Raw genomic sequence first — 12517 nt, 5'->3', positions numbered from 1 at the left:
TGTTCTCCAATACGTGCGGCTAGTGGGCGCGCGGTTGCAGGAAGGCGAGCCAGCGGCGCTCACAGCGGCGGAACAGCCACACCAGCGCGAACACCACGCTGGCGTACAGCACGGCGGCGAGGCCGAAGGCCTCGAACGAGGCGTAGGTGGCCGAGTTCACGTCGCGCGCCACTTTCAGCAGGTCCGGCACGGTGGCGGTAAAGGCGATGGAGGTGGAGTGCAGCATCAGGATCACCTCATTGCTGTACGACGGCAGCGCGCGGCGCAGCGCGGAGGGCAGGATGATGCGGCGGTACAGGGTGAAGCGCGACATGCCGAAGGCGCGCGCCGCCTCGATCTCGCCGTGCGGGGTCTCGCGGATCATGCCGGCGAACACCTCGGTGGTGTAGGCGCAGGTATTCAGCGCAAACGCCAGCAGCGTGCAGTTGAAGCCTTCGCGGAAGAAGGCGTCCAGCAGCGGCTGCGCCCGCACCGACTCCAGGCTGTAGATGCCGGAATAGATGATCAGCAGCTGGATATACAGCGGCGTGCCGCGGAACACGTAGGTATACAGCCACACCGGGCCGCTGATGAAGCGGTTGGGCGCCACCCGCGCCACCGCCAGCGGCACCGACAGCACGAAGCCGATGGCAATCGACAACAGCAGCAGCCACAGCGTCATGGCCAGCCCGGACAGGCGGTAGCCGTCGCTCCACAGATAGGCCTGGCCGTATTCCTGCACGATAGCAATGATCTGGTTCATAGCTCGGCCTTTCTGACACCGGCGGCGTAGTGGCGACCCAGCCACGCCAGCAACAGGGTGGACACCGTGGTGATGGCGAGATAGATCGCCGCCGCCACCAGGCTGAAGAAGAACAGCTGCAGCGAGCCCTTGCCGGCGTCCTGGGTGGCTTTCACCACGTCGGACAGGCCGATGATGGACACCAGCGCGGTGGCCTTGATCATCACCTGCCAGTTGTTGCCGATGCCCGGCAGCGCGAAGCGCATCATCTGCGGGAACAGCACGCGGCGGAACACCTGCCACGGCGTCATGCCGTAGGCCACCGCCGCCTCCAGCTGGCCGCGCGGCACCGCCTGGAACGCGCCGCGGAAGGTCTCGGTGAAGTAGGCGCCGTAGATGATGCCCAGCGTCACCACCCCGGCCACGAACGGATCGATGTCGATCTGCGCCAGCCCGGCCCATTCGGTGAGGTGGTTCAGCGCGATCTGCAGGCTGTAGAACAGCAGCAGCATGGTGACCAGATCCGGCACGCTGCGGATCAGCGTGGTATAGCCTGCGGCCAACGTTTGCAGCAGGCGGCTGGCCGACAGCCGCGCGCTGGCGCCGGCCAGGCCCAGCAGCAGCGCCGCCGCCAAGGCCAGCAGCGCCAGCTGCAGCGTCATCCAGGTGCCGCTGGCGATCAGCGGCCCATAGCCTTGTAACATGATGATCTCCTTGCCGGCCGGGGCTGTGCGCCCCGTGCCGGCGGCGGCTTAGTAGATGTCGAAGGAGAAATACTTGCCGGACAGCCGCTTGTAGGTGCCGTCCTTGTGCAGCTCGGCCAGCGCGCGGTTGAGCTGCTGCGCCAGATCGCCGTCTTCCTTGCGCAGGCCGATGGCGGCGCCGACGCCCAGGGTCTTGCTGTCGGCCACGCCGTTGCCGGCAAAGGCGTAGTCACGCCCGGCAGCGGTCTTCAGGAAGCCCAGCTCGGCCTGCACCGAGGACTGGAACGCCGCATCCAGCCGGCCGGAGGTCAGGTCCTGGTACACCTGGTCCTGGTTCTGATACGAGGTCACCGTCACCCCCTTGGGCTCCCAGTAGGCCTTGGCATAGGCCTCGGCGGTGGAGCCCTGCTCCACGCCGATGCGCTTGCCGCGCAGGGTGTCCGGCGCCGGCTGCAGCGCGTTGCCCTTCTTCGCCACCAGCCGCGGCGGCACGTTGTAGATCTTGTCGCTGAAGCCGATCTGCTGCAGGCGTTTTTCCGTTACCGCCATCGACGACAGGATGGCGTCGAACTTCTTCGCCTTCAGCGCCGGGATAATGCCGTCCCAGGCGTTTTCCACCCACACGCACTTGGCTTTCAGCTTGGCGCACAGCGCGTTGCCCAGGTCGATGTCGAAGCCGACCAGCTCGCCGCTGGCGGCCTTGGATTCGAACGGGGCGTAACTCGGATTGACGCCGAAGCGGATGACTTTCCAGTCTTGGGCAGCGGCGCCGGTGGCGATGCAGGCCAGCAGGGTGGCCAGGGCAAGTTGTTTCATGTTGATAATCTCCTTTGTTGCGACGGGTACAGCGAGCTGCGGCCAACCTTGGGATTGCTGTTGTAATGGTTGGCCGTGGATGGACGGCAGGCTGTCGCCCACCACCCGCCCGGGTCACAGGCCGCGCATGCTGCGCGGATAGCTTGCCGGGGAAAATCTTGCGGTCAGCAGCAACATCGCCAGCACGATGGCCAGCTGCCAGCTCCAGCCGCCGGCGAACTGGCCGCCACGCTCGCGCCACCAGCCCATCAGCCACGGCCCGGCGGCGGTAAGCAGAAAACCGCAGCCCTGCACGAAGGCGGCCAGGGTGCCGGCGCGCGCCGCGTCCGGCAGGTGCTCCAGCACCAGCAGCAGGCACAGCGCGAAGAAGCCGCCGAGGCCGATACCGGCCAGCACCGCCCAGCACCACGGCGCCAGCAGCGGCCACCAGGCGAAGCCGGCCAGCGCCACTGCCTGGCAGGCCAGCGCCAGCCACAGCAGCGGGCGATGATCGCCATGCCGGCGCGACAGCAGCGGGAACAGCAGCGCCGCCAGCGCCTGCCACAGCGCCAGCCCGGCCAGCAGGTTGGCCGCGGCCTGCGCCGTCATGCCCTGTTCGCGATAGAACGATGGCAGCCACGCCACCAGGCTGGAATAACCGCTGTTGGTGAGGCCGAAATACAGCGCCAGCAGCCAGGCGCGGCGGTTGCGGCCACAGGCGCGCAGCGACAGCGCGGCGTGACCAGCCGTCGGCGCCGCCTGTTGCTCGCCTTGCCGCCACCACAGCAGCAGTGCCAGCAAGGCCGGCAGCAGCCATACCGCCAGCGCCAGCCGCCAGCCGCCGAACTGCGCCAGCCACGGGCTGGCCAGCGCGCCCAGCGCGCCACCGCCGACCAGTGCTGCCGAATACACCCCCATCGCCAGGCCGACGCGCTCGGGAAACAGCCGCTTGGCCACCCCCGGCATCAGCGCCTGGATGGCGGCCACCCCGGCACCAGCCACGCCGGCGCCGGCGATCAAGCCGGCACTGTCGCTGACCCAGGCGCGCGAGGCGCAGCCGGCGGCCAGCAGCAGCAGTGCCAGTGCCACAGTGCTGCGTTCGCCGATGCGCTGCGCCAGCCGCGCGCCGGCAAACGCCAGCAGCCCCATCAACACGAACGGCAACGCGGTGAGCACCGCCGCGGCGCGAAAACCCAGCCCGGTATCGCTGCGCAGCAAATCCAGCACCGGCCCCACCGAGGTCAGGAACGGCCGCAGGTTGAGCGCGATCAGCGCCAGCAGCAGCAGGGCCGCCAGCGCCTGCTGGCGCTGCAGCGGCAACGCGGCAGTACGGGCAACCGTCATGGCCGGGCGGCGCCGGCGGCGCGGGAGTGGCTGGCGATCAGGCGGGAAGGCGACATGGTTCTGCTCCGGTAAACCTGCAAAAGTGCAGGCACGATTGGCTTGCTTGCAGTCTAGGGAGCGGCGATATAATTTAGAAATTAAATGTTTAACTAGCTTGCAGTGGGAAACGTAATGATTGATCCGATGCTGGACCCGGTACTGCTGAAGAGCTTTGTGGCGGTGGTGGAAAGCGGTAGTTTCACCCGCGCCGGCGACCGCGTGCACCTGAGCCAGTCCACCGTCAGCCAGCATCTGCGGCGGCTGGAAGAACAGCTGGGCAGCGAGCTGTTGGACCGCAGCGGCCGCTACGTGGTGACCACCGAAAGCGGCGCGCGGCTGCTGGTGCATGCGCGGCGGCTGCTGGCGCTGATGGAAGACGCGGTGGCGGAATTACGCGAAGGCCAGGTGCAGGGCGAGATCCAGCTGGGGGTGCCGGAAGACTTTGCCGCCGACCTGCTGACGCCGGTGCTGGCTGCCTTCGCCCGCGACAACCCGGCTATCCGGCTGGAAGTCAGCAGCGGGCTGAGCAACACCCTGTGGCAGCAATTCTGTGCCGGCAGCTACGACCTGGTGCTGGTGAAGCAGCGCCAGGGCCACACCGTCGGCGATGCGGCGTGGCCGGAGCCGCTGGCGTGGCTGGACAGCCGCGAACACCCGACCTGGCAGCGCGACATCCTGCCGCTGGTGGTGTTTCCGGTGGGCGGCCTGTACCGCGATGAAATGATCCACGCGCTGGAAAGCAGCGGCCGCCGCTGGCGCATCGGCTACAGCAGCGCCAGCCTGGCCAGCGTGCGTTCGGCGGTGGCCAGCGGGCTGGGCATCAGCCTGCTGCCGGCGCGGCTGGCGCTGTCCGGCCACCGCCAGCTGACGGACGAAGACGGCTTTGCCGCGCTGCCGCCGCTGGAGCTGGTGCTGCACACCCGCCAGGAAGCCGCGCAGCGGGTGCGCGACCTGGCGCAGCGGCTGCGCACGCTGTGCGATGCGGTGATGCAGCCCGAGCCGCGCGGCTGAATCAGGCCCGCGCCGGTTGCGCCTGGGTGGCCGGCACCCGCTGCAGCCCCCACACGTTGGCCGCAACAATCAGCAGCACCCCCAGCAGCTGCCAGCCATCCAGCAGATGGCCGTAGGCCAGGTAATCCACCAGCAGCGCCACCACCGGGTAGCTGAAACCGAGCAGGCCGATCCAGTGGGTAGGCAGCTGGCGGAAGGCGGCGTACATGATGATGTACATCAGCGTGGTGTGCACCAGCCCCAGCGTGGCCAGATAGCCCCAGTGGCTGCCGGCCACCCACAGGCTGGCGTTGTCCAGCAGCGGCCACAGCAGCAGCACACCGGTCAGCGTCTGCACGCTGGCGATGTGGGTGGGCGCCAGCGTCTTGGGCAGCTGTTTGCTGATCAGCGTCACCACCGCATACAGCATGGCGGCGCCCAGCGCCAGCAGGATGCCCAGCAGCCCGCCGCCGGCGCCCTGCCCCGGCTGCACGATCAGCAGCATGCCGGCAAACGCCACCGCCACCGCGGCCAGCTTGCGCAAGGTCAGCGCCTCGCCCAGCAGCAGCCGGCTCAGCAACAGCAGCCAGAACGGCTGGGTGTGATACACCACGGTGGCAATGCCGATCGAACTGTAGTGATAGGCGTTGAACAGCAGCAGCCAGTTGCCCACCAGCGCCACGCCGCCGGCGATGCACCACAGCAGACTGCTACGGGTAAACGGCCACGTCTGCCACAGTCCGCGCCACCAGGCATACAAGCCCAGCCCCAGCGACCCCAGCACGCAGCGCACGAACACCACGTTCCACACCGACTGGCCGGATTGCAGCACGAACCAGCCGATGGTGCCGGACAGCGCCATGGCGGCCAGCATCTGCAGCACGCCGCTGCGTAAATTTTGTTGTGTCATGATCAAGCTCTCCTTGCAGGCTAGTGTGCAACAGCATAAGCAAGTCGCACAGCTGGCTGAATGGGCTTTGCAAGGCAAAAGCCAGTTGCTACCTTGCAAATATCGCCAAATCGACAGGATTGCCTGCAATGAAAGACTGGATCGACGTACAGCTGATCGGGCTGCTGCAGCAGGATGCGCGGCAGAGCATTGCCGAGCTGGCGCGGCAGCTGAAGATGTCCGGCCCCAGCGTGTCGGAACGGCTGAAGCGGCTGGAGGAACACGGTGCCATTCGCGGCTACACCCCGGAGCTGGACTGGCCGCAGTGGGGCTACACCCTGCAGGCCATCGTGCGGCTGCGGCCGTTGCCGGGGCAGCTCAAGGCACTGGAGGCGCGCATCGTCGCCACGCCGCAGTTCACCGAGTGCGACAAGGTCACCGGCGAAGACTGCTACATCGCGCGCCTGCTGCTGCGCGACATCGGCCAGCTGGACGAGATCCTGGACGGCTTTGCCGAGCTGGCCACCACCGCCACCAGCATCGTCAAGGCCAGTCCGGTGCTGCGCCGGCTGCCGCCGCTGCTGCCGTAGCCGCGCCCCCAGCACGGTCGTCCATGCGGCGAGCGCCGGCCTGGTTACCGCGCCGCCCCCCCAGCGCCGCGGCCATAAAAAAGCGGCCAACCGGATAAACAGGTTGGTCGCAGGGGAGGAAGCAATCAGGCCACGTACTGGCGTTGCGGCTGGCCGCTGCGCTGGCGGTCTTCCCAACCCGCCACCTGCCCCACCGGCACATCATCGCTCTGCAGCGGCACCAGCCCGCGCACCAGATCGGCGGCGCGTTCGGCCAGCATGATTGTAGGGGCGTTGAGGTTGCCGTTTGGCTCGGTGGGAAACACCGAGGAATCGATCACCCGCAGCCCGGCGATGCCGCGCACGCGCAGCTCGGAATCCACCACCGCCATGTCGTCCTCGCCCATGCGGCAGGAGCCGCACGGATGCATGGTGCTTTCCATATTGGCGCGCACGAAGGCATCGATCTCGGCATCGGTCTGCACCTGTGGCCCCGGCGCCAGCTCCTCGCCGCGGTAGCGATCCATCGCCGGCTGCGCCAGGATCTCGCGCGTCAGCCGCACGCAGCGGCGGAAGCCCTCGCGGTCCTCCTCGCGCTCCAGGTAGTTGAAGCGGATTTCCGGGTGCTGGTACGGGTCGGCGCTGCGGGCGCGCACATAGCCGCGGCTCTTCGGCTTGTTCGGCCCGGTCAGCACCATGAAGCCATGGCCCTTGAACGGCTTGTCGCCGTCGTAGCGCATCGCCGCCGGCAGGAAGTGGAACTGGATGTCCGGCCAGCGCAGGCCCTTGTCGGAGCGGATAAAGCCGCCGGCCTCGAAGTGGTTGCTGGCGCCCAAGCCATCCTTGAACAGCAGCCAGCGCAGGCCGATCAGCGCCTTGCCCCACAGGCTCATCTTGCCGTTGAGGGTGATCGGCTGCTTGCAGGCGTACTGGATGTAGATTTCGCTGTGGTCCTGCAGATTCTCGCCCACCCCCGGCAGGTCGTGCTTCACCTCGATACCGGCCTGGCGCAATACCGCCGCCGGGCCGATGCCGGAACGCTGCAGCAGGTGCGGCGAGCCGATCGGGCCGGACGACACCAGCACTTCGCGCCGGCAGTGCACGGTGTGCGTCTTGCCGCCCTGGTCGTACTCGATACCCACCGCGCGCTTGCCCTGCAGCAGGATGCGACGGGTCATGGCATGGGTGATCACCGTCAGGTTGGGGCGCTGCATCGCCGGGCGCAGGTAGGCGTTGGCGGTGGACCAGCGCACGCCGTTCTTCACCGTCATGTGCATGGCACCGAAGCCTTCCTGCATATAGCCGTTGCAGTCGTCGGTCTTGATGTAGCCGGCCTCGGCACCGGCCTCCACCCAGGCTCCGTACAGCGGGTTGGCCATATTGTTGCCGTTGTTGGTGGCCAGCGGGCCGTCGCCGCCACGGTAGTCGTCGCCGCCGAACTTGTAGTTCTCGGCGCGCTTGAAATACGGCAGACAGTGGCGGTAGCCCCAGTCTTTCGCGCCCAGCGACTCCCACTCGTCAAAATCCAGCGCGTTGCCGCGGATGTACACCAGGCCGTTGATCGACGACGAGCCACCCAGCACCTTGCCGCGCGGGCAGTGCAGGCGGCGGCCGTCCAGGTGCGGCTCCGGCTCGGTCTCGAAGTGCCAGTTGAAGCGCTTGGTGTTCATCGGAAGCGAGAATGCGCTGGGCATCTGGATGATCACGCTCTTGTCGCTGCCGCCAAATTCCAGCACCAGCACGCTGACGTTGGGGTCCTCGGTCAGGCGGTTGGCCAGTACGCAGCCGGCGGAGCCGGCCCCCACGATGATGTAGTCGAAAGTTTGTTCCATGATGCTTCTCGCCTTGTCCTGCCTGCAGCCAGGGCTTACCAGCCAGGCTGCAGGCAAAGTATTTCGGTTACGGTTTGCCGGCCCCGGCAACGCCGGGCCGCTGCTGCCGGGTCAATGCATCGGCAGCCTTTCCGTTTGCATGCTCGGGCTTACCAACCCTCGCCGGTGGTGTATTGCGGGGAGGTCTTTTCGATGTGCTTGATCAGCGTCTCTTCCTTGTCCAGGTCCAGCGACAGGCACAGCAGGTAGTAGGCAACGCCGGACACGATCAGCCCCACCAGCCAGGCCATGTCCACGCTGCCGATCATGCGTGCCAGCGGGCCGACGAACACTTCCTGCGGACCGTTGAAGATGGCGAAGAACGGGATCATGGCCAGGAAGCCGATCAGGTAGGCCAGCAGGCCGCGGCTGCCCCAATGGCCGTAGATGTTGTCGTGCGGCAGGAAGAAGTGCGGAATCGCATAGCGGCCCTTGCGCACGAAGAAGTAGTCGGTAAGGTTCACCGCCGTCCACGGCACCAGGAAGTACAGCATCACGATCAGGTAGATGTTGAGCACCGACAGGCCGGAGCCGGAGGTGTAGATGCTCATCGCCACGCCCAGCTGCAGGAACACCACGAACAGGATCGCCCAGATGCGGACCTTCGGCGTCGGCGTCACCTTCTTGAAGGAGTCCACCCCGGTAATGGCGGTGAGCTTGGCGCTGTAGATGTTCATCGCGATCACCGGCAGAAAGGCCAGGATGGTGATGGCCACCACCACGCTGCCCAGCTGCGGTGCCACGCTGGCGCCCACGCTGTTGAGCGCCACCAGCACATCGGTGGCATGCAGGTGTTCACCCAGCCAGCCGCCGACCGCGATCATCCACGCCCCGGACAGCGACGCACCGAGGAATACCGCGGCGATCAGCTTGCCGCTGTGGGTGTTCTTCGGCAGATAGCGCGAGTAATCCGATACATACGGCGCGTAGGCGATGTTGTAGCTGGCACCGGCGGCAAACTGGGCGATGAAGCCGATCCAGGTAAAGCCCAGCGGCGCCGCAACGGGAGCGTTGGCCAGCGGCGGCGCGTCGTGGATCCAGCCCATCAGCACCGCCAGCGTGACGATGCCGTACAGCGGCAACGACAGGAACAACGACCACTTGAAGGTCTTGTGCATCCAGTCGTGGCCGAGGATGGCGAGGATGGTCGCCGGCACGGTCACCGCCAGCCCGACCTGCATCGGCCCCCACTGGAACAGGGTGTTAAGGCCCTGCATCATCAGCACCAGGTTGACGATGTTGAAGCCGGCGAACACGAACAGCGTCGCCAGCAGCACCAGCACCACGCCGCGGTAGCCGAACTGCGCCCGCGACTGGATCATCTGCGGCAGGCCCAGGTGCGGCCCCTGCGAGCCGTGAAACGCCATGAACAGCGTGCCGAACATGATGCCCAGCGTGCCGGCGATGGTGGTCCACAGCGCGCTGAGCCCGACGCTGGGGCCGACAAAACCGATGGTCATGGTAAAGAAGGTGAAGTTGCCGACGAACCAGAACGGACCTTGCGTGGACAGCTTGTCGGTTCGTTCATGGTCCGGGATGAAGTCAATGGAATGACCTTCGATTTCCAGACCGCCCGGTGCGGCGGCCTGCTCGGTTTTTTGCGCGTTCGATTTCATGGTATCTCCTCGCATATCTCATGGCGCCGGCCCGGCCCGCTCGATGGCGGGCGCGGCGGCAGCTGACGCCAGCGGCCCCAAAGGCGGCGGCGTCACGGCGAAGGGCGGGTGGCGGCACCCCGTTACGGCTTGCGGCCAACCTTGCCCCGGCGACTGGAGATGCGTGCTGGCGGAGCGGACCGCCGCGGCACCCTGCCGCGGCCAGCCCTGCTGCGGCGTGCTTGACGTGGCAGCACCGCGCTCCTCCTGCTTTCATCATCGTCCATGCCGGCGGGCGTGACAGATCCGTGATGGACAGCCGCCCCCTGCCCGTGTCAGGGCAGCGTGATCCACACCGCCTTGCTGATCATCAGGTGCTCCAGCTGCTCCGGCCCCAGGTCCTTGCCGAAGCCGGAACCCTTCACCCCGCCGAACGGCAGCGCCGGGTCGATGGTGCCGTGGGCGTTGACGTACACCATGCCGGCCTCCAGGCGTGGAATCAGGCGGTGCACCAGGCCCAGGTCGTTGGAGTAGATCGCCGCCGCCAGGCCGTACTGGTTGTCGTTGGCCAGCGCCACCGCCTCGTCCAGCTCGTCGAACGACAGGGTCACCAGCACCGGGCCGAAGATTTCCTCCTGCACGATGCGCATATCCTGACGGCAGTGGGCGAAGATGGTCGGCTCCACGAAATGGCCAGGCCCCGGCAGCGCCTGGCCGCCGCACAGCAGCTCGGCGCCCTCCGCGATGCCGCTGGCGATGTAGGACAGCACGCTGTCTTTCTGCTGCGCGGACACCAGCGGGCCGATGTAGCAGTCCGGGTCCAGCCCGGGGGCGATCTTCAGTTCGCGGGTCAGCGCCACCAACTCGTCCAGGAACGGCTGGTACACGCTGCGCGCCACGTAGACGCGGGTGCCGGCATCGCACACCTGGCCGGAGTTGAAAAACACGCCGTTCACCACCGCAGCGGCGGCGGCTTTCAGGTCGGCATCGGCCAGCACGATCACCGGCGACTTGCCGCCCAGCTCCAGCGTCACATGCTTGAGCTGCTCCACGGCGGCGGCGCCTACCTTGCGGCCAACCGGGGTGGAGCCGGTAAAGGTGAGCTTGTCGATGCCGGAATGGCTGCTCATGGCGGCGCCGATCACGCTGCCACGGCCGGTAACGATGTTCACCACGCCATCCGGAATGCCGGCTTCCTGCACCAGTTCGGCAAAACGCAGCGTGGACAGCGAGGTCAGCTCCGCCGGCTTGATCACCATGGTGCAACCCACCGCCAGCGCGGCGGCCAGCTTCCACACCATGGTCTGCAGCGGGAAGTTCCACGGCACGATGGCGGCCACCACGCCCAGCGGCTCCTTGCGGGTGTAGGCCAGGTAGTTGCCGGGCAGCGACGACGGCTCCACGGTGCGGCCATGCAGCTTGCTGGCCCAGCCGGCAAAGTAGCGGATGGTGTCCACCGAGCCCTGCACATCGATATCGCGGGCAAAGCCCACCGACTTGCCCATGTCGATGGCTTCCAGCTCGGCCAGCTCGGTGCCGTGCTCCTCCATCAGGTCGGCCAGCCGCTGCAGCAGGCGTTCGCGCGCCAGCGGCTTGAGCTGGCGCCATTCGCCGCCGTCGAACTGCGCGCGGGCGGCAGCCACGGCGCGGTCCAGGTCGGCCACGGTGGCGGACGGCACGCTGGTGATCCGGCCTTCGGTGGATGGCTCGGTGACGTGGAAGCTGCCGCCGTCGCTGGCGTCCAGCCACTGGCCGCCGATGAACATCTTTTGCGGCTTGGTCAGAAACGCGCGCGTGGCGGCGGAAACGCCGTATTGCGCCAGATACTGCTGTACGACTTGATCCATGTTGTTCTCCTCTTTCTCAACGCCGCCTCATCTACGCGAGGCTGGCGCGTCAGGTGCAGTTCAGCCGCGGCGTGCTTCGGCGCGGGCGTGGAAAATGAAGCCGATGCTGTTCATCAGCAGCTGGGCAGCCAGGATGGAAGTCACCCCGGTCGGGTCGTAGGCCGGGGCCACTTCCACCAGATCCATGCCGACGATGCGGCCCTGGCTGCGCTGGGCCAGGCCCTGGATGATTTCCAGCACCTCGTAGTACTGGAAGCCGCCGTGGCTGGGGGTGCCGGTGCCCGGGGCGATCGATGGGTCGAAGCCGTCGATGTCGATGGTGATGTAGTAGTTGGCCGCATCCGGAATCTGCGCCAGCACGCCTTCGGCACCCAGCGCGCGCACCTGGCGCACCGACAGCACGGTGGAGCCGGCAGCGCGGGCAGCGGCGTAGTCGTCACGGTTGGAGGACGATACGTTGCGGATGCCCAGCTGGGTCATGCCGACAATGTGGTCCATCTCCGAGGCGCGGCGCAGCGGGCTGCCGTGGCCGTAGCGCACGCCGTGGCGCTCGTCGACAAAATCGAGGTGGGCATCTATGTGCAGGATGTGGATCGGGCCCTGGCCCTCAAACGCCTTGATCACCGGCGCGTGAATGGAATGGTCGCCGCCCAGCACCACCGGCATGGCGCCGGCGGCCAGGATCTTGCGCACCGCCAGCTCGATATTGGCGTTGCTGCTGGCCATGTCGGTGTGCACGATGTCGGCATCGCCCACGTCCACCATGCGCACGTCTTCGCGGGTGAGGTACATCACGTCGTCTTCAAAGTCGTAGGCGCCGGCATGGCCGAAGGAGAACAGCGTGGAGGCCTCGCGGATGCCGCGCGGGCCGAAGCGGGCGCCGGAACGCCACTGGGTGCCCATATCATTGGGGGCGCCCAGGACGGCCACGTCGGCATCGATACGTTCCCAGTCCAGGCAGACCGGGGCTTTGGCGAAGGTGCAGTGGCCGACAAACGGCAGGTTCAGGCGACCTTCTTCGTAACTGTTTTTCGACATGAGTCTCTCTCCGCATGTGATGTACTGGTACCGGCCGGGGCTTGCATGGCGCCCGGTGTTTCCATGACTATGCGCAGAGATTCGCGTCGAAAAAATAATAAAGATCAGATACACA

At 66.9% G+C, this 12517-nt stretch carries 11 protein-coding genes; 2 read left to right on the top strand and 9 right to left on the bottom strand.

What is annotated here, in order from left to right:
* Positions 1-19: 19 nt before the first annotated feature.
* The 4 genes from ABNW52_RS00260 to ABNW52_RS00245 form a co-directional block, all read right to left on the bottom strand.
* The gene (locus tag ABNW52_RS00260) at positions 20-742 is read right to left on the bottom strand and encodes an ABC transporter permease (RefSeq protein ID WP_349582394.1); all 723 of its coding nucleotides are present in this window, start codon (positions 740-742) and stop codon (positions 20-22) included.
* Positions 739-1428: an ABC transporter permease gene (locus ABNW52_RS00255; RefSeq protein ID WP_349583644.1), complete on the bottom strand. Its 690-nt coding sequence runs from the start codon at positions 1426-1428 to the stop codon at positions 739-741. Before ABNW52_RS00255 ends, ABNW52_RS00260 begins: the two co-directional genes overlap by 4 nt.
* A 45-nt stretch (positions 1429-1473) precedes the next feature.
* A complete protein-coding gene (locus ABNW52_RS00250) occupies positions 1474-2241 on the bottom strand; it encodes an ABC transporter substrate-binding protein (protein WP_349582391.1) in 768 nt (255 codons plus the stop codon).
* A gap of 114 nt (positions 2242-2355) precedes the next feature.
* Positions 2356-3564, bottom strand: coding sequence for a cyanate transporter (locus ABNW52_RS00245; protein WP_349582388.1), 1209 nt, complete (start codon positions 3562-3564; stop codon positions 2356-2358).
* A 171-nt stretch (positions 3565-3735) separates the two neighbouring features.
* On the opposite strand from ABNW52_RS00245, the gene ABNW52_RS00240 reads away from it, so the two are divergent.
* Complete coding sequence (locus ABNW52_RS00240) at positions 3736-4614, top strand: LysR family transcriptional regulator (protein ID WP_349582385.1); 879 nt, start codon at positions 3736-3738, stop codon at positions 4612-4614.
* Position 4615: 1 nt separating this feature from the next.
* Here the strand turns inward: ABNW52_RS00240 and ABNW52_RS00235 are convergent, their stop codons facing one another.
* Positions 4616-5503 carry a DMT family transporter gene (locus ABNW52_RS00235; protein WP_349582383.1) on the bottom strand — a complete coding sequence of 296 codons (888 nt, stop codon included), beginning with the start codon at positions 5501-5503 and terminating at the stop codon, positions 4616-4618.
* Positions 5504-5631: 128 nt separating this feature from the next.
* On the opposite strand from ABNW52_RS00235, the gene ABNW52_RS00230 reads away from it, so the two are divergent.
* A complete protein-coding gene (locus ABNW52_RS00230; protein WP_349582381.1) occupies positions 5632-6072 on the top strand; it encodes an Lrp/AsnC family transcriptional regulator in 441 nt (146 codons plus the stop codon).
* 125 nt (positions 6073-6197) lie between these two features.
* On the opposite strand, the gene betA is transcribed toward ABNW52_RS00230, so the two are convergent.
* The 4 genes from betA to speB all read right to left on the bottom strand — a co-directional run bounded on the left by betA (position 6198) and on the right by speB (position 12402).
* Positions 6198-7883, bottom strand: a complete 1686-nt coding sequence (gene betA / locus ABNW52_RS00225) for a choline dehydrogenase (protein WP_349582378.1) — start codon at positions 7881-7883, stop codon at positions 6198-6200.
* Between the two features lie 149 nt (positions 7884-8032).
* Entirely contained in the window at positions 8033-9538 is a 1506-nt protein-coding gene (locus ABNW52_RS00220) for a purine-cytosine permease family protein (RefSeq protein WP_349582376.1), read from the bottom strand.
* Between the two features lie 314 nt (positions 9539-9852).
* The gene (locus ABNW52_RS00215; RefSeq protein ID WP_349582373.1) at positions 9853-11364 is read right to left on the bottom strand and encodes an aldehyde dehydrogenase family protein; all 1512 of its coding nucleotides are present in this window, start codon (positions 11362-11364) and stop codon (positions 9853-9855) included.
* A 60-nt stretch (positions 11365-11424) separates the two neighbouring features.
* Positions 11425-12402, bottom strand: a complete 978-nt coding sequence (gene speB / locus ABNW52_RS00210) for an agmatinase (RefSeq protein ID WP_272764875.1) — start codon at positions 12400-12402, stop codon at positions 11425-11427.
* Between the last annotated feature and the right edge of the window lie 115 nt (positions 12403-12517).

Source organism: Vogesella oryzagri (genome assembly GCF_040148885.1).
In the GTDB taxonomy this organism is placed as follows: domain Bacteria; phylum Pseudomonadota; class Gammaproteobacteria; order Burkholderiales; family Chromobacteriaceae; genus Vogesella; species Vogesella oryzagri.
The sequence above is the reverse complement of the archived record's forward strand: the minus strand, read 5'-3'. Positions and strand labels throughout refer to the sequence as shown.